Below are 18,496 nucleotides of genomic sequence, written 5' to 3'. Positions count from 1 at the left end.
AAGCGCCTGCAACACGCGCGAATGAATCAGATCGTCGCGCCGTCGAGTTCGCCGATCATCTTCTGCATCTCGGCGCCGCCGGCCATCATGTCGAGCACTTCGTCCTTGCTGATGGTGTCCTTCGTGAACGTGCCGAGCGATTTGCCGCGATTGAGCAGCGTGAACGAATCGCCGATCGGATACGCGTGGTGCACGTTGTGCGTGATGAAAATCACCGAAATGCCCTTTGCGCGCGCCGTGTGAATCAGTTTCAGCACGTTGAAGCTCTGCTTGACGCCCAGCGCGGCAGTCGGCTCGTCGAGGATCAGCACGCGCGCGCCGAAGTGAATCGCCCGCGCGATCGCGAGACATTGTTTCTCGCCTCCGGACATCGTGCCGATCGGCTGATGCGGGTCACGCACGTTGATGCCCATTTCGGCGAGCTTGTCGCGTGCGGTTGTCGCGCTGGTTTCGAGGTCCATCACGTTCAGGAAACCGAACAGTTTTTTCTGCGGCTCGCGTCCCATGAAGAAGTTGCGTGCCACGGACAGCAACGGCACCAGTGCAAGATCCTGATAGACGGTGGCGATGCCGAGATCGAGCGCGTCTTTCGGCGACTCGAACTGCACCGGCTTGCCGTCCACCAGATACTGACCGGACGAGGGCTGGTGCACGCCGGCGAGTGTCTTGATCAGCGTCGATTTACCCGCGCCGTTGTCGCCGAGCAGGCAATGCACTTCGCCGCGCTTCAGGCGCAAGGTCACACCGCTGAGTGCGATGACTCTGCCGAAGTACTTGCTGACGTCTTCGAGCGCGAGAATCACGTCCTCCTGCGGCGCGCCCGTCGTGCTCACAGTGCTCACGGTATTCGTATCGGACATGTCCGTCTCCTCGTTACGATTGCGCGACGCGGCGGCGCACATAGTGATTGAACAGCACGGCGATCAGCAGCATCACGCCGAGGAACACGCGGAACCAGTCGGAGTCGACGTTCGTGTAGGTGATGCCGATCTGTACGACGCCGAAGATCAGCGCGCCGAAGCAGGCGCCGATCACCGAGCCATAGCCGCCGGTCAGCAGCGTGCCGCCGATCACCGCCGCGATGATTGCTTCGAATTCGGCTTGCAGCCCACGGTCGGCCGCGGCCGAGCCGATATCGCACACTTGCAGCACGGCGAACAGGCATGCGCAGAACGCGGTCAGCACGAACAGCGAGATCTTCACGCGCCGCACCGGCACGCCGACGTTCTTCGCCGCATTGGCGTCGCCGCCGACCGCGAAAATCCAGTTGCCGAAGCGGGTTTTGGCGAGCGTGAACGCGCAGACCGCGGCCAGCGCGAACCACCAGAGCAGGACCTTCGGAATGCCGGGCACGAGCGGGTTGCCGTTGTCGAGCAGCTTGACGATACCGATGTGGCCGAGCCAGACGAACAGGCCCTTAAACGCGACGCCCTGAAAGAACGTATGGGCGAACCAGTCTTGAGCGGCAACGTCGCCCACGCCGGAGATGATCGTGCGGTCGGCGAACATCACCGAGAGCGCCAGCGTGAGCCCGCGCAAAATGAACAGAAACGCCAGCGTAACGATGAACGACGGCAGCCGCGTGCGCATCACGAGGTAGCCGTTGAGCGCGCCGAGCAGCATCGAACCGGCGAACGCAAATACGATCGACAACGCAATCGGCCAATGGAAGTACATCGTGGGCAGCGCGACCATCATGCCCGCAAAGCCGATCATCGAACCGATCGACAGATCGAATTCGCCGGCGATCATCAGCAGGCACGCGCCGACCGAAATCAGGCCGAGATATGCGGCCACCTGCGACCAGTTCATCACGCCGTCGAGGTTGAACATGCCCGAGTTGCCGGCCGCCAACCCGAACACGAGGAACACCATCACCGTGCCGGCGAGCGCCGCGAATTCCGGACGGTTCAGCAGATGCTTGAACCAGGATTCCTGGCGGACACGCTCGTCGGACGTTGCGGCCGCACCGCTCGACGTCGACGTTGAAGCTGTCTCGGTTGTGGAAGGGGGCTGCTTGCGCGAATGGAAGTGGAAGGGGTTGGCTACGCCCATTGAAGCTCTCCTTGATGCGCCGGTGGATGGCAGCGAGTGACCGACCGTGGCGCTTAATGCATATAAAAACGCATGTAAAAGCACGTAAAACATGGCGAATGCAGGCGTGGGGCGGCCCGGCCGATCGCGGCCGGCCGCATCCACTTTCTTCATACTTGCCGGAACGGTTCTCCCGTGTCCGTACTCCCTGCGCAATACGTCAGCGGTACTGCCCGGCGTATTTCACGACCTTGTCGATATTGGCCTTGGTGATGAAGCCCGGGCCGGAGCCGATATTGCGCGGCCCATAAGCGGGCGCCAGGCCGTAAGTGGCGAGACGTTGCTGGAACTTCGGATTCGCCTGCAGGATCTGGCGGATCTTCGCTGGATCGGTGGTGTGCTCCTTCTTCACGACGGCGAGCACGGCGACCGGGATATAGCCTTGCAGGTAGGGTTGCTGGTCGATCGCGAACTGGATCGTGCCGTCCTGGATGCCCTTGGCGATGTCATTGTCGAAGTCGAAGGTCGCGAACCAGACCTTGCCGGCGAGACCCATCTGCTGCAGCGCCTTGATGGTCGGTGCCGCCGACAACGGGCCGAGGGTCAGTACCGCCTGGGTGTTCGGGTGATTGCGCAGATACGCGCTTACCTTGGATTGCACGCCGGTCGGATCCTGGCCGGCGTCGAGCGTGGAGGCCTTGAAGTCGACGCCGATCGCTTCGGCAAAGCCGCGGCAGCGTTCGAACGAAGCCGGGTTGGTCGCGTAATGATTAACGCACAGGAACGACTTGATGCCCGCTGCCTTCGCCTTTTCGCCGGCGGCTTTGCCCGCGGCGTATTCCGGCTGGCCGACGTGCATGATTGCGCCGAGCTGCGCGCTTTGCTCTTCGGTGCCGGAGTTGATCGTGACGAGCGGGATGTGTTTCTGAGTGACCTTGGCGATCGAACTCTTGAGCACGTCGAAGTCGGCGATCGAGACGATCACGCCGTCGTAGTTGCGTGCGGCGCCCTGTTCGACCAGGCGTGCCATGTCGGCGATGTCGCCGTTCGGCGGATTGCGGTAGTCGGTCTCGACGTTGAAGTCCTCGTCGGCCTGTTTGATGGCGTTCTTGATGGTGTTCCACCACGAATCCGAATCCGGCGCGTGGCTGATCAGCACGAAGTGGGCGTCAGCCGCGCGGGCGGCCGATGCCGCACCGAATCCCGTCGCCAACGTCAATGCCGCTACCAGAATCCTGAGCGTAGCCTTGCCCTTGGAAAGTCTCATTGTCTCCACCTTTCTCGGTCTGTCGTTATTGAATGAGCGTCTGGCGGGCTGCCCATCCGCACATGTATCGGCAGATGTCGGCGAAGCACCATCGCTCACGACCAAGATTAGGTCATCTTTCGAAGCGTTGCAATGAAAATTTCATGACAAATAAAAATGGAAAATACGTTCCATTTGACGTAACGCCTGCCTATAATCGGCAGCGTCAACATGCCGTGCGGCGGGCTTGCAGAGGCCCTGCCGCACTGCAATAGAGCAACGAAGAGAGAGCCATGGCGGAAGAGAGCACAGAAGAATTGCCGAGCGTCGAAGAATTGATGCAGCGCATCGCGGAAAACTACGAAGCGTTGCCGCGTCAGTTGAAGAGCGTCGCGACGTATATCGAGCAGCATCGCGCGAGCGTCATGGTGGATCGCACCAGCGATATCGCCGCGAGCTGTGGCGTGCATCCGTCGGCGGTGGTGCGGTTTGCGCAGCGCTTCGGCTTTTCCGGGTTCTCCGATTTGCAGGCGGTATTTCGTCAGGCGTATACAGGGCAGGGCACGTCGTCGCCGAGTTATCAGCAGAGGATTCGCAAGCTGATCGACGAGAAGCCCGGCGCGTTGTCCGGTGGCGCCGTGGCGCGCGAATTCATCGCGGCCGCTCGTGGCGGTCTTGAAGAACTCGAAGCCGGTCTCGACGACACGCAATTCGATGCCGCGGTGAAAATGCTGCAACAGGCCGACAACATCTATGTGATCGGTGTGCGGCGCTCCTTTCCGGTGGCGAGCTACATCGTCTACGCGTTGCAGCACACGCCCAAGCGCGTGCATCTGGTGTCGGGTTTCGGCGGCATGTATCGCGAACAGATCCGCAGCGTCAAAAAGGGCGACGTGGTGATCGCGATCAGCTTCGCGCCGTATGGCAAGGAAACGCAGTACTGCTTGCGCGTCGCGCATCATCATCAGGCGAAGACGCTGGTGATTACCGATAGCCAGTTGTCGCCGCTCGCGCGCTATGCGACCACGCAACTGTATGTGAAAGAGGGCAGCGCGTTTGCGTTCCGCTCGCTGACCAGCACGATCTGTTTGTGCCAGGCGTTGTTCATTGCGCTCGCGTACAAGCTCGAATTGAACGTAGAAGAATCCAAAGACACTGGAGGATACGATGACTGAAACGGCAGGCGGCAGGACGATTAACGTAGCGGTGTTCGGCGCGGGGCGCATCGGCAGGATTCACGCGGCGAATCTTGCGCGGCAACCGGGTGTGCGGCTCAAGTATGTGGTCGATGTGAATCGCGAGGCGGCCGCGGCGCTCGCTGCCGAACACGGCGCACAGGTCGCGGATATCGACGGCGCAATGGGTGACGCGTCGATCGGCGCGACAGTGATCTGTTCGAGTACGGACACGCATGCGGATCTGATCATGAAATCCGCCGCGCAGAAGAAGCATGTGTTCTGCGAGAAGCCGGTGGACCTGACCTTGGAGCGGGCGCGTGCGTGCGCCGAAGCGGTCGAGCGAGCGGGCGTGGTGTGCATGATTGGTTTCCAGCGCCGCTTCGATCCTACGTTCTCCGCGTTGAAAGCGCGCGTCGAAGCGGGCGAAATCGGCACGCCGGAAATGCTGGTGGTGACGAGCCGCGACCCGGGCGCGCCGCCGGTCGAGTATATCCGCCACTCGGGCGGCATCTTCAAGGACATGCTGATTCACGACTTCGACATCTTCCGCTGGATTCTCGACGACGAAGCCGACACGCTGCACGCCACCGGCAGTTGTCTCTCCGACCCGGCGATTGCCGAGGCGGGCGACATCGATTCGACCGCGGTGACGATCCGCACGAAGCGCGGCCGCCTGTGCCAGATCAACACGGCGCGGCGCGCGGCGTATGGCTATGACCAGCGCTTCGAGGTACTCGGCAGCACCGGCATGTTGCAGGCAGGCAATGTGCGACCCACTGAAGTCACCGCGTACTCGAAAACCGAAGTATCGAGCGACGTGCCTGAAGCATTTTTCCTCGAACGCTATCGCGCGGCTTATGCACTTGAAATCGCGCATTTCTTTGACGCGATCACACACGGCAAGCCGGTGCGCACGACCGTCGCCGACGGCCTGAAAGCGCTCGAACTCGCCGACGCCGCCACGCGCTCGTGGCGCGAAGGGCGTGCGGTAAAACTGGGCGAGGTATTGTGATGAAGACGGGCACGCAAGCAGTGCGTATAGGCGTGGTCGGCCTTGGGCGGTTGGGCAAGCGTCACGCGGAGAATCTGGCGTATCGCGTGCCGGGCGCTTCGTTGGTGGCCGCTTGCAGTCCGCTGGAAGAGGAACGGGCGTGGGCACGCGAGGCGTTGCCCGAGTCGCTTCTCTATGACGATTACGCGGACTTGCTCGCCAATCGCGAGGTGGATGCGGTGTGGCTCGTTACGCCTTCGTCGTTGCACGCGCAACAGATCGTCGATGCGTTGCGCGCCGGCAAACATGTGTTCTGCGAGAAGCCGTTGTCGCTGGATATTGCCGAGTGCGAACGCGTGCTGGCTGAAGCTGCGCGCTATTCGCATCTGCAAGCGACTATCGGCTTCATGCGCCGTTTCGATCCGAGCTACAAGGACGCGTTCGACAAGATCGAGGCAGGCGTGATCGGCCGGCCTTTTCTGGTCCGCTCGCAAACGACCGACAAGAACGATACCGATGGTTTCTTCGTGCGTTTCGCCGCGACTTCCGGTGGGATCTTTCTCGACTGCACCGTGCACGATATCGACGTCGCGCGCTGGCTGCTCGGCAAACCGCGCGCTAAACGCGTGTTCGCGACGGGCACCATCGCGCTGCATGAAGGCTTGCGAGAATTTGGCGACGTCGATAACGGCGTGGCGATCTGCGAGTTCGAAGACGGCAAGCTCGCGATGTTTTATGCGTCGCGCACGCAGGCGCATGGTAACGATACGCATAGCGAAGTGATCGGTACGGGCGGTGCATTGGCGATCGGGCATAACCCGCGGGCGAATCGCGTCGAGATTTATGATGCCACGGGCATTCGTAACGAATGTACGCCGAGTTTTTTTGATCGATTCGAGGAGGCGTTTTTGCACGAGGCGCGGGCGTTTGTTGCCGCAGTGCAAGGTGGAGTGCACGCGGGCGCGGTAGCAAATGCGCCTGCGGGCGCGACGCTCGCAGATGCGCTTGAGGCGACGCGGATCGCTACCGCGTTGCGGACTTCGCTTCAGAGCGGGGAGGCGGTGATGCTATAGCGGTTTGGTTTTTTATTGTTCTGCTTGCCTACGCGGCGCTATGGGTGTGTGCCTGCGGCGGTGGCCTTTCCTTGTTTTGTTATTGGTTTATTAGCGTTCCCCCTGTGCGGGGGAGCACCTACTTTTCTTTGCCTGCCGCAAAGAAAAGTAGGCAAAAGAAAGCGGCTTTACACCGCCAGTTCTTAAGCGGGTCCCCTGGCTTGGAGGAGGTAGTGGTGCATCTGGAATCGGTGCTCTCGCACACTCCGCCTTAGTGACACGGCAGTCATGCTTCCGGCGGCGCTACGCGCGCCGCAGCGGTACTTCTCAACACCAACTGGCGGTATGCGCTTCCCGCATTATTCTTCCCGCCTCGCACTACGTGCTTGCTGGAACGGTTTGCAAGGGAAACGAGTGGGTTCGTTTTTTTTTTTCGTGGGGGCCATCGGCTTCGTCTCGGCGAGGCAGCCGAATGTGCGAGTGCGTCCCATCACGTGGAGCGAAGCGCCGGTACGGCAGTGAGGACTGGCGATGCAACGGCGGGCTGCCGCGCCGGGCAAAACGCGAGCACCTTGGTGAGGCATGGGGGACACGAGGACGAGTCATTTTGGACGCAGTGCGAGCCACAGCGCCGACCTGGGCGCGGGCGCCAAAACCGGCGGGCGGTTGTTGAAGTACCGCTACGGCGCGCGCAGCGCCGCCGGAAGCATGACTGCCTTGTCACCAGCGCGAAGTGTGCGAGAACACCGATTCCAGATGCTCCACTACCTCCTCCAAGCCAGGGGACCCGCTTAAGAGCTGGCGGTGTAAAGCCGCTTTCTTTTGCCTACTTTTCTTTGCGGCAGGCAAAGAAAAGTAGGTGCTCCCCCGCACAGGGGGAACGCTAATAAACCAATAAGAAAACAAGGAAAGGCCAACGCCGCAGGCGTACAACCAGAAGCGCCGAGCAGGCAAACAGCACAGGGGGAACGCTAATAAACCAATAAGAAAGCAAGGAAAGGCCACCGCCTCAGGCGTACAACCAGAAGCGCCGCGAAGGCAAACAGAAGAACAAGAACAGGCATACAACCACCCCGCCCGGCGGCCAATCACGGCGGCCAATCACATCGTGCGGTAGAATTTGACCCTAACGTCCGGCGTCGTCCACGACGCCTCATCCCGAAGGTCATCGTCGATGCAAATTCAGGTTCACAAGGAAGTCGATGCGCGCGGGCTGATGTGCCCGCTGCCCATTTTGCGCGCCAAGAAGGCGCTCGCCGACATGGAAAGCGGCCAGATCCTCAAAGTGCTGGCCACCGATCCGGGCTCGCAACGCGATTTCGCCGCGTTCGCGAAGCAAACCGGCAATGAAATCGTCGAAAGCTCGGCGCACGACAAGGTTTTTACCTTTCTGATGAAACGCCGCTGAAAGGCGTGCACCGAAACTCGCCTACGAAGAGAACCTCACGCACTGAGTCGCGCCCGGCTAGAGGCGCCCTTGGCCGCGCGCCCCTATAGGCGGGCCCCAAAAACAAAAGGCGCTGTGTCCGCGAATGCGGGGCACAGCGCCCTTTTTACGTCTGACTGACGCCTATCGCGAGAGGCTAACAGCGCAACGGGTCCTGCGTGGCTGTCCAGTTGCTCAGCCTTCCAGCACCGGCGAACGCGTACGCAGATACTCTTCGAAATCCGCCGCCACTTCCGGGTGACGCAGCGCGAACTCGACCGTCGCCTTCAGGTAACCGAGCTTGCTGCCGCAGTCGAAACGCGTGCCGTGATATTTGTACGCAAGCACCTGTTCGTCGGCGAGCAGCGATTGAATCGCGTCCGTCAGCTGCAATTCGCCGCCTGCGCCCGGCTTCAGCGCGCGCAGATGTTCGAAGATCCGCGGCTTCAGCACATAGCGGCCCACCACGCCGAGATTCGACGGCGCAACGGCCGGCTCCGGCTTTTCGACGATGCCCGACATCTTGATGATCGAGTCTTCCCACTCCTTGCCGTCGACGATACCGTACGACTTCGTCTCCGCGGCCGGGATCTCTTCGACGCCGATCACCGAGCTGTGATAGTGGTCGAACACCTCGATCATCTGCGTCATCACAGGCGGCGTGCCGTACAGCAAGTCGTCCGCGAGGATGACGGCGAACGGGTTGTCGCCCACCAGTTTTTCGGCGCACATCACCGCATGGCCGAGACCGAGCGCTTCCGGCTGACGCACGTAGAAGCAGTCGACATGGCTCGGCTTGATGCTGCGCACCAGCTCCAGCAGCTTGTCCTTGCCGCGCGCTTCCAGTTCCGCTTCGATTTCGTATGACTTATCGAAGTGGTCCTCGATCGCGCGCTTGCTGCGGCCCGTGACGAAGATCATTTCGGTGATGCCGGCCGCCATCGCCTCTTCCACCGCGTATTGAATCAGCGGCTTGTCGACAATCGGCAACATCTCCTTCGGGCTTGCCTTCGTGGCAGGAAGGAACCGGGTGCCGAGACCTGCTACCGGAAATACCGCCTTTGTAACTTTTAGCATGTGAGTACCTTGAGTCCACTGGTTTAGCTTTGGTCCTTGCCCGCGCGCAATAGGCGGGCAAAGAGCCTTCGATCAGGCGGGCAAGCGCGCCAGTTGGGCTTTCAGCTTGCCGATAGTGGTTTCAAATTCTGCCAGCCTTTTCTGCTCCTGCTCAACGACTGCGGGCGGCGCCTTCGCAACAAAGCTTTCATTCTGCAATTTGGCATTGCATTTCGTCACTTCCGTGGTGAGCCGCGCAATCTCCTTCGACAGGCGTTCGCGCTCGACGGCCACGTCGATTTCCACCTTCAGCACTAGCTTGTCATTCCCTACGATAGCAATTGGCGCGCCATCCGCCTGCGCGTCCAGGCTCGCCTCGTCGGCAATGATCTGCACTTCCGACAAACGGGCCAACGCCTGAGCGTACGGCGCAAAGGTGCGCAGGCGCTCGGCGTTGCCGGTCGCGAGCAGCGGCACCCTGGTCGCCGGCGACAGATTCATTTCGCCGCGCAGATTCCGGCATGCGTCGATCACTGCTTTCAGGTCCGCCGCCCATTGCTCCGCCTCCTCGTCGAGCTTCGACGGCTCGGCGACGGGGTAGGGCTGCACCATGATGGACGCTTCGCCCTCTGCCTTGCCTTGCGGATAACGACCGGCCAACGGCGCTACTTTTTGCCACAACGCTTCGGTAATGAACGGAATTACCGGATGCGCGAGGCGCAATACGGTTTCGAGTACGCGCAGCAGCGTGCGGCGCGTGGCGCGCTGCTGGTTCGGCTGACCCGTCTGGATCTGAACCTTGGCGAGTTCGAGATACCAGTCACAGTATTCGTCCCACACGAACTTGTATAGGGCGTTGGCCACATTGTCGAAGCGATAGTCGGCAAAACCCTTGGCGATTTCCGCTTCGACGCGTTGCAGGTGCGAGACGATCCAGCGATCGGCCGACGAGAAATTCAGGTGGCCGTCCGGGCCGCATTCGCCGCATTGTTCCGGCTTGCCGAAACCGCAGTCATGGCCTTCGCAGTTCATCAGCACGAAACGCGTGGCATTCCACAGCTTGTTGCAGAAGTTGCGATAGCCTTCGCAGCGCGCCAGATCGAAGTTGACGTTGCGGCCGAGCGTGGCCATCGACGCCATCGTGAAGCGCAGCGCGTCCGTGCCGAAGGCCGGGATGCCGTCCGGGAATTCCTTGCGGGTTTTCTTTTCGATCGACGCGGCCTGCTTCGGATTCATCAGACCGGTGGTGCGCTTGGCGACAAGCGTATCAAGATCGATGCCGTCGACGATATCGATCGGGTCGAGCGTGTTGCCCTTGCTCTTCGACATCTTCTGGCCTTCGTGGTCGCGCACCAGACCGTGCACGTAGACCGTGTCGAACGGCACCTTGCCGGTGAAGTGCGTGGTCATCATGACCATGCGGGCGACCCAGAAGAAGATGATGTCGAAACCGGTGACCAGCACCGACGACGGCAGGAAGTGCTTCAGCTCCGTCGTTTCGTTGGGCCAGCCGAGCGACGAGAACGGCACCAGCGCCGACGAGAACCACGTGTCGAGCACATCTTCATCGCGCTTCAGGGCGCCCGTGTAGCCGGCCGCGGAGGCCTTGGCGCGGACTTCCTCTTCCGTTTTGGCGACGAAGATTTCACCGTTTTCGCCGTACCAGGCCGGGATCTGATGACCCCACCAGAGTTGGCGCGAGATGCACCAGTCCTGGATGTTTTCGAGCCATTGATAGTAGGTCGTGGTCCAGTTTTCCGGCACGAGCTTGATTTCGCCGCGGCGAACCACGTCCAGCGCCGTTTGCGCGATCGATTTGCCCGGATTGAAGGTGCCTTCCGGGGCCGGCTTGCTCATCGCGACGAACCATTGGTCCGTCAGCATCGGCTCGATGATGACGCCGGTACGGTCGCCGCGAGGCACCATCAGCTTGTGCGGTTTGACCGATTCGAGTGCGCCGATTGCTTCGAGGTCGGCGACGACTAGCTTGCGGGCATCGAAACGGTCCAGACCGCGGTATTTTTCCGGCGCGTTGTCGTTGATCTTCGCGTCGAGCGTGAGGATTTCGATTTGCGGCAGGTTGTGGCGCTGACCGACCTGATAGTCATTGAGGTCGTGCGCGGGCGTGACTTTGACGACACCGGTGCCGAATTCGCGGTCGACGTAGTCGTCGGCGATGATCGGGACTTCGCGGCCGGAGAGTGGCAGCGTGACCGTTTTGCCGATCAGGTGCGCGTAGCGTTCGTCTTCCGGATGGACCATCACGGCGGTGTCGCCGAGCATGGTTTCCGGACGCGTGGTGGCGACCGTCAGATGCCCCGAGCCGTCCGTGAGCGGGTACTGGATGTGCCAGAGGTGGCCGTTTTCTTCCTCGCTGACGACTTCGAGGTCGGAGACGGCGGTCATCAGGACCGGATCCCAGTTGACGAGGCGCTTGCCGCGATAGATCAGGCCTTGTTCATACAGACGTACGAAGACATCGCGCACGGCGGCCGACATTTTGTCGTCCATCGTGAAGTATTCGCGCGACCAGTCGATCGATGCGCCGAGACGGCGCACCTGATTCGTGATGGTCGAGCCGGATTGCTGCTTCCATTCCCAGACGCGTTCGGTGAATTTTTCGCGGCCGAGGTCGTGGCGCGAGATGCCTTGGGCGTCCAGTTGACGTTCGACGACGATTTGCGTGGCGATACCCGCGTGGTCCGTGCCGGGCACCCAGAGGGTGTTTTCACCGAGCATGCGGTGATAGCGGGTGAGGCCGTCCATGATCGTCTGATTGAACGCATGGCCCATGTGGAGGGTGCCCGTGACGTTCGGGGGCGGCAGTTGAATCGAGAAGTCTTTCTTGTTCTCGTCGAAGGATGGCGCCGCGTAGGCGTGCTTTTCCCATTCGGGACCCCAATGGGCTTCGATGGTGTGGGGCTCGAAGCTTTTTGCAAGGGTGGAGGTGGTGTCGCTCGGGGTCTCGCTCATTTGTCGGTCTGCTGGAAGATGCAAAGAATGCTCGATTATAAGCGGCGCTGCGGTTGGGGGGCTTTGGGGGGGTGGGTTTGGCTGTTTTTTTGCCTTTGGCGGCGGCATTGTCTGTATGCTTACGGGGTTGGGTTTTTCTTGGTTTTTTGCGTGCGCGGCGCTATTGGCTGTTCGCCTGCGGCGGTGGCCTTTCCTTGATTTGATATTGGTTTATTAGCGTTCCCCCTGTGCGGGGGAGCACCTACTTTTCTTTGCCTGCCGCAAAGAAAAGTAGGCAAAAGAAAGCGGCTTTACACCGCCAGCTTTGAAGCGGGTCCCCTGGCTTGGAGGAGGTAGCGGAGCATCTGGAATCGGTGCCCTCGCACACTTCGCGCTGGTGACAAGGCAGTCATGCTTCCGGCGGCGCTGCGCGCGCCGTAGCGGTACTTCAACAACCGCCCGCCGGTTTTGGCGCCCGCGCCCAGGTCGGCGTTGTGGCTCGCACTGCGTCCAAAATGACTCGTCCTCGTGTCCCCCATGCCTCACCAAGGTGCTCGCGTTTTGCCCGGCGCGGCGGCCCGCCGTTGCATCGCCAGTCCTCACTGCCGTACCGGCGCTTCGCTCCACGTGATGGGACGCACTCGCACATTCGGGTGCCTCGCCGAGACGAAGCCGATGGCCCCCACGAAAAAAAAACGAACCCACTCGTTTCCCTTGCAAACCGTTCCAGCAAGCACGTAGTGCGAGGCGGGAAGAATAATGCGGGAAGCGCATACCGCCAGTTGGTGTTGAGAAGTACCGCTGCGGCGCGCGTAGCGCCGCCGGAAGCATGACGGCCTTGTCACCAGCGCGGAGTGTGCGAGAGCACCGATTCCAGATGCGCCACTGCCTCCTCCAAGCCAGGGGACCCGCTTAAGAACTGGCGGTGTAAAGCCGCTTTCTTTTGCCTACTTTTCTTTGCGGCAGGCAAAGAAAAGTAGGTGCTCCCCCGCACAGGGGGAACGCTAATAAACCAATAACAAAACAAGGAAAGGCCAACGCCGCAGGCGTACAACCAGAAGCGCCGAGTAGGCAAACAGCGCAGGGGGAACGCTAATAAACCAATAACAAAACAAGGAAAGGCCAACGCCGCAGGCGTACAACCAGAAGCGCCGAGTAGGCAAACAGCGCAGGGAGAACGCTAATAAACCAATAACAAAGCAAGGAAAGGCAACGCCGCAGGCCCACAGACACAACCCGCCGGGAGGGCAAGAAACCCCAAAAAAACCCAAAAAACCCGCAACCCCGGAGGGGCATATAATGTCGGACGCACTCGCCGTCCCTCCCACAAAATGCCCGATCTGCTAGCCAATCTAAACCCCGAACAACACGCCGCGGTAACGCTGCCAAACGAGCCAGCGCTCATCCTGGCCGGCGCGGGTAGCGGCAAAACCCGTGTCCTGATCACGCGCATCGCGTGGCTCATCCAGCACGGGCTGGCATCGCCCGCGACCATCCTGGCGGTGACCTTCACCAATAAAGCCGCCCGCGAAATGATGTCGCGTCTCTCGGCGCTCTTGCCGATCGACACAAGAGGCATGTGGATCGGCACCTTCCACGGTCTGTGCAACCGCATGCTGCGGGCCCACCATCGTGATGCCGGATTGCCGGCCACCTTCCAGATCCTCGATACCGCGGACCAGCTCTCCGCGATCAAGCGTCTGATGAAGGGCCTCAACATCGACGATGAAAAGTACCCGGCGAAAAATCTCCAGTACTTCATCAACAACGCCAAAGAACAGGGCCTGCGCCCGAAAGACGTCGACGCTACCGACAATTTCAACCGCAAATTTGTCGAGCTCTACGAAGCCTACGATCAGCAATGCCAGCGCGAAGGCGTCGTCGATTTTCCGGAACTGCTGCTGCGCTGCCATGAGCTTCTCGCGCACAACCCGCCGCTGCGTGCCCACTACCAGGCGCGCTTTCGCCACATTCTGGTCGACGAGTTCCAGGACACCAACAAGCTGCAATACGCATGGCTCAAGCTGCTCGCGGGCCAGACCAACTCGATCTTCGCCGTCGGTGACGACGATCAGTCGATCTACGCGTTCCGCGGCGCGAACGTCGGCAACATGCGCGACTTCGAACATGAGTTCAATGTCCGCCATCTGATCAAGCTCGAGCAGAACTATCGCTCGCACGGCCATATTCTCGATGCGGCCAATCAGCTGATCGCCAATAACTCGCGCCGTCTGGGCAAGAATCTGCGCACCGACGCGGGCCACGGCGAACCGGTGCGCGTGTATGAGTCCGCGACCGATTCGCAGGAAGCCGGCTGGATCGTCGAGGAAATCAAGGCGCTCATCAGCACGGGCACGTCGCGCAGCGAAATCGCGATCCTGTACCGCAGCAACGCGCAGTCGCGCACGATCGAACACACGCTGGTGAACGCGGGCATCGCGTATCGCGTGTACGGCGGTCTGCGCTTTTTCGAGCGTCAGGAAGTCAAGCACGCGCTCGCGTATCTGCGCCTGATCGACAATCCGAACGACGACACCGCGTTCGCGCGCGTCGTCAATTTCCCGACGCGCGGCATCGGCGCGCGTTCGATCGAACAACTCGCGGACGCGGCGCGTCTCTACAACTGTTCGATGGCCGCGGCGATTCCGTATGTCGCGGGCAAGGCGGGTTCGAGTCTCGCCGGCTTCGCGAATCTGATCGGCAGGATGCGCGCGGAAACGCAGCAGATGAGCCTGCCGGAAACGGTCGAATACGTGGTGCGCGCGAGCGGTCTCACGGAGTTCTACCAGAACGAACGCGAAGGCCAGGACCGGCTGGAAAACTTGCAGGAACTGGTCAACGCCGCCGCCGCTTTCGTCAGCGAGGAAGGCTATGGCATGGATACGCCGGCGCGCTCGATTCCGCTGCGTCCCGGCGCCACCGCGGCACCCGAACTCGCCGTTGCCACCGACGATCCGAATACCGTCGTGCTGGATGCGCCGGACATCGCCGATCCGGCGCAAAACCCGGACACGATGACGCCGCTCGCCGGTTTCCTGTCTCACGCGTCGCTCGAAGCGGGCGACAACCAGGCGCAAGCAGGCCAGGAAGCCGTTCAGTTGATGACGGTGCACGCGGCCAAGGGCCTGGAATTCACCGCGGTATTCATCACCGGTCTCGAAGAGGGGCTGTTCCCGCATGAGAACAGCGCGATGGAATCGGACGGTCTGGAGGAAGAGCGCCGTCTGATGTACGTGGCGATCACGCGGGCGAAGGAGCGTTTGTATCTGTCGTTCGCGCAAAGCCGGATGCTGCATGGTCAGACGCGCTACAACATCCGTTCGCGTTTCTTCGATGAATTGCCGCAAGAAACGCTCAAGTGGCTCACGCCGAAGGTCGAGGCGGGCGCGCGCTGGGGCGGCCGGTCGGATAACGCCGGTTATGGACGCGACTGGTTTGCGCGGCCGGGGTATACGGGCGCTGCGTCGTCGACGCCCGCGCCGTTGCCGGCCTTTGCCAACGAACAGCGCGCGGCGGAAACCGGTTTCCGCGTCGGCCAACAAGTGTTCCACACGAAGTTCGGCGAAGGCACGATCACCGCGCTCGAAGGCGGCGGCACCGACGCGAAAGCGCAGGTCAAATTCAAGCGGCATGGCGAGAAGTGGCTGGCGCTCGCGGTCGCCAAACTGCAGGCGGTCGAATGAGTACAGCCAGTGTCGATGTCGCCCATAGCGGCGCTCCTGTCACGCATCGTCCGCTCGGCATTCTGGCGGCGTTGCCCCAGGAGCTCGGCGATCTGATCGAAGCGATGCGCGGCGAATCGGGTGTGCGCACCATCACGCACGGTCAGCGCGACTATCACCTCGGCACCGTGCACGGCGCGCCGTGCGTGGTGACGTTGGCGCGAGTCGGCAAGGTCGCGGCGGCGGCAACCGTCAGCGCGCTGATTCATGCGTTCGATGTCGAGGCGGTCGTGTTCACGGGCGTCGCGGGCGGCGTGGGGCGGGAGGTGCGGGTCGGCGACATCGTCGTTGCCCACGCGCTGCTGCAACACGATCTCGACGCGTCGCCGCTGTTTCCACGCTTTGAAGTGCCCCTGCTCGGCATGTCCCGGTTTGCAGCCGACGCGGCGCTTGCCGGGCAACTCGCTGCCGCGTGCGAGCGGTTTGTCGCCGAAGAGGGCACGGCCTCGGCGGCGCGCTTCGGTACGCACACGCCGCGGGTGCATTGCGGGTTGATCATCAGCGGCGATCAGTTCGTCGCCAGCGTGGCCGGTGTACAGGCCTTGCGCGATGCGTTGCCGGATGCACTGGCCGTCGAGATGGAAGGCGCGGCGATCGCGCAGGTCTGTCACGAGTACGGCGTGCCGTGCGCGGTCGTGCGAACCATCTCGGATACCGCGGACGATCACGCGCCGCAGTCGTTCGCGTCGTTTCTGACGGAGATTGCCGGGACGTATTCGAACGCGATCCTGAAGCGGTTTCTGGAGGCGCGCAGCACGGTTTGAATCGCGCTTCGCGAGCTAACCTTGTCCCGATCCGCCTAGCGCCTCGCGCACCTGCTGCAACGCCGCCGGATCTTCGATCGTCGGCAAATCCCCCGGCTCGCGTCCTTCCGCCAACGCCGCAATCGCGCGGCGTAGCAGCTTGCCGGAGCGCGTCTTCGGCAGCATCGACACCACATGCACGCGTGCCGGCCGCGCAATCGCACCGAGCTGCCGGTCGACCGTCGCGGTCAGCGCCGCTTCCAGCTTCTCCCGCGCCTGGTCGCCATCGTAGGCCTGTGCGTCGCGCAGCACCACGAACGCCATCGCCACCTGGCCCTTCAGCGCGTCCGTCACGCCGACTACCGCGACCTCCGCGACCGCCGCGTGGCTCGACAACGCTTCCTCGATTTCGCGCGTGCCCAGCCGATGACCGGCGACGTTGATCACGTCGTCGGTGCGGCCGAGGATCGTCACGTAACCGTCTGTGTCCTGGATGCCCCAGTCGAACGTCGAGTAGACCTGCTGGTTCGGGATGCTCGACCAGTACGTGCTGACAAAGCGCTTATCGTCGCCCCATACGGTCGACATGCAGCCCGGTGGCAGCGGATAACCGAGCGTGAGCACGCCTTTTTCACCGGGCGCGCAGGGCTCGCCGGTTAGTTCGTTGCGCAAGGTCAGGTTGAAGCCGGCGGACGGTACGCCCGGCGAACCGAGTTTGGTCGGCAACGCCTGAACGCCGCGCGGAATCGCCAGCATCGGCCAGCCGGTCTCGGTCTGCCAGTAGTTGTCGATCACCGGCTTGCCGAGCGCGTCGGCGATCCATGCGGCGGTCGGTTCGTCGAGCGGTTCGCCGGCCAGGAACAGCGCGCGCAGGCTCGACAGGTCGGCTTTCTTCAGCAGCGCCGGGTCCTGCTTTTTCAGCACGCGCAGTGCGGTCGGCGCGGTGAACATCAGGTTGATCTTGTGCTGCGCGACGAGGCGCCACCAGATGCCGCCGTCCGGGCGAATCGGCGTGCCTTCGTACATCACGGTGGTCAGGCCTGCAATCAGCGGCGCGTAGACGATGTAGCTATGGCCGACCACCCAGCCCACATCCGACGCCGTGAACATCGTGTCGCCGGGCTGGCCCTGAAAGATGTGTTCCATCGATGCCGCCAGCGCCACCGCATAGCCGCCCACATCCCGCTGCACGCCCTTCGGCTTGCCGGTCGTGCCCGACGTGTACAGCACATACGAGGGCTCGTTCGATTCGAGCCATTCGCACGGCACATGGGCGTCGAAAAACTGCTCGCGCAGTGGCTCGTAGGCGACCAGATAGCTTGCGTTGAGACGCTCGGGGGCGAGCTGCCGGTCGATCAGCAACACGTGTGGGGCCTTGTGCGCCGCCCGCGCGAGCGCTTCATCGACCAGTGGCGTGTAGTCGATCACTTTGCCGCCGCGCGCGCCGGCGTCGGCGGTGACGATCAGCACGGGTTTCGCATCGTCGATGCGGGCGGCGAGATTCGGCGCGGCGAAGCCGCCGAACACCACCGAGTGAATCGCGCCGAGCCGCGCGCAGGCGAGCATCGCGAACAGCGCTTCGGGAATCATCGGCAGATAGAGCAGCACGACGTCGCTACGCTTTACGCCTAGCGAGCGCATCACCGCGGCCATGCGGTTGATTTCCGCGTACAGCTCGGCGTACGTGTAGCGTCGCTCGATGCCGGTTTCCGTCGACACATACACCAGCGCGTTCTGCTGCGCGCGCTCGGCAAGATGCCGGTCCACCGCGTTATGGCACAGGTTCGTGCGCCCGCCGATGAACCAGCGCGCAAACGGCGGATTCGAGCGGTCGAGCACGCTGTCGAACGGCGTCTCCCAATGAATCCGCCGCGCTTCATCGCGCCAGAATGCCTCGGGGTTCTCGATCGAACGGCGGTGGAAGTCGCGATAGCTTGTCATCGGCGTCGATCCTTCTGCTGCGTGCGTGAACGAATCTCGAGTCACACGCGCGGTTTGTACGGCGCGAGAGCGGGGCGTGTATCCGCACAAGCATAGAGCACGTGCGGCCGTGCGGACAACGCGGGTTCACCATGAGCGGGGGCGGGGCGATCCAG

Annotated in this window: 12 protein-coding genes; 6 read left to right on the top strand and 6 right to left on the bottom strand. The window is 62.1% G+C overall.

Annotated features, from left to right (window positions below; all coding sequences use genetic code 11):
• Window positions 1-26: 26 nt before the first annotated feature.
• The 3 genes from AC3WOG_RS14955 to AC3WOG_RS14945 form a co-directional block, all read right to left on the bottom strand.
• Complete coding sequence (locus AC3WOG_RS14955; protein WP_492578719.1) at window positions 27-860, bottom strand: ATP-binding cassette domain-containing protein; 834 nt, start codon at window positions 858-860, stop codon at window positions 27-29.
• A gap of 13 nt (window positions 861-873) precedes the next feature.
• A complete protein-coding gene (locus tag AC3WOG_RS14950; RefSeq protein ID WP_492578718.1) occupies window positions 874-2,055 on the bottom strand; it encodes an ABC transporter permease in 1,182 nt (393 codons plus the stop codon).
• Between the two features lie 199 nt (window positions 2,056-2,254).
• Complete coding sequence (locus AC3WOG_RS14945; protein WP_492578717.1) at window positions 2,255-3,301, bottom strand: sugar ABC transporter substrate-binding protein; 1,047 nt, start codon at window positions 3,299-3,301, stop codon at window positions 2,255-2,257.
• A 272-nt stretch (window positions 3,302-3,573) separates the two neighbouring features.
• On the opposite strand from AC3WOG_RS14945, the gene AC3WOG_RS14940 reads away from it, so the two are divergent.
• The 4 genes from AC3WOG_RS14940 to AC3WOG_RS14925 all read left to right on the top strand — a co-directional run bounded on the left by AC3WOG_RS14940 (window position 3,574) and on the right by AC3WOG_RS14925 (window position 7,909).
• Window positions 3,574-4,455 (top strand): MurR/RpiR family transcriptional regulator, encoded by an 882-nt coding sequence (locus AC3WOG_RS14940; protein ID WP_492578716.1) that lies wholly within the window; start codon window positions 3,574-3,576, stop codon window positions 4,453-4,455.
• A complete protein-coding gene (iolG, locus tag AC3WOG_RS14935; RefSeq protein WP_492578715.1) occupies window positions 4,448-5,470 on the top strand; it encodes an inositol 2-dehydrogenase in 1,023 nt (340 codons plus the stop codon). The genes AC3WOG_RS14940 and iolG overlap by 8 nt, the downstream gene beginning before the upstream one ends.
• A complete protein-coding gene (locus AC3WOG_RS14930; protein ID WP_492578714.1) occupies window positions 5,470-6,522 on the top strand; it encodes a Gfo/Idh/MocA family oxidoreductase in 1,053 nt (350 codons plus the stop codon). Before iolG ends, AC3WOG_RS14930 begins: the two co-directional genes overlap by 1 nt.
• A gap of 1,159 nt (window positions 6,523-7,681) precedes the next feature.
• Window positions 7,682-7,909, top strand: a complete 228-nt coding sequence (locus AC3WOG_RS14925) for a sulfurtransferase TusA family protein (protein WP_025600552.1) — start codon at window positions 7,682-7,684, stop codon at window positions 7,907-7,909.
• A 213-nt stretch (window positions 7,910-8,122) separates the two neighbouring features.
• Here the strand turns inward: AC3WOG_RS14925 and galU are convergent, their stop codons facing one another.
• On the bottom strand, window positions 8,123-9,004 hold the full coding sequence (gene galU / locus AC3WOG_RS14920; RefSeq protein ID WP_492578713.1) for a UTP--glucose-1-phosphate uridylyltransferase GalU: 882 nt from the start codon (window positions 9,002-9,004) through the stop codon (window positions 8,123-8,125).
• 72 nt (window positions 9,005-9,076) lie between these two features.
• Entirely contained in the window at window positions 9,077-11,956 is a 2,880-nt protein-coding gene (locus tag AC3WOG_RS14915; protein WP_492578712.1) for a valine--tRNA ligase, read from the bottom strand.
• 1,310 nt (window positions 11,957-13,266) lie between these two features.
• Between AC3WOG_RS14915 and AC3WOG_RS14910 the strand changes: the two genes are divergently transcribed.
• Complete coding sequence (locus AC3WOG_RS14910; protein WP_492578711.1) at window positions 13,267-15,618, top strand: UvrD-helicase domain-containing protein; 2,352 nt, start codon at window positions 13,267-13,269, stop codon at window positions 15,616-15,618.
• Complete coding sequence (locus AC3WOG_RS14905) at window positions 15,615-16,421, top strand: 5'-methylthioadenosine/adenosylhomocysteine nucleosidase (protein WP_492578710.1); 807 nt, start codon at window positions 15,615-15,617, stop codon at window positions 16,419-16,421. Before AC3WOG_RS14910 ends, AC3WOG_RS14905 begins: the two co-directional genes overlap by 4 nt.
• A 15-nt stretch (window positions 16,422-16,436) precedes the next feature.
• Here AC3WOG_RS14905 and AC3WOG_RS14900 read toward each other — a convergent pair whose 3' ends face one another.
• Window positions 16,437-18,341 carry a propionate--CoA ligase gene (locus AC3WOG_RS14900; RefSeq protein WP_492578709.1) on the bottom strand — a complete coding sequence of 635 codons (1,905 nt, stop codon included), beginning with the start codon at window positions 18,339-18,341 and terminating at the stop codon, window positions 16,437-16,439.
• Window positions 18,342-18,496 lie beyond the last annotated feature (155 nt).

The organism is Paraburkholderia sp. FW306-02-B (assembly GCF_058782725.1).
Note: the sequence above shows the minus strand (reverse complement) of the source record. Positions and strands in the feature narration are given on the sequence as shown.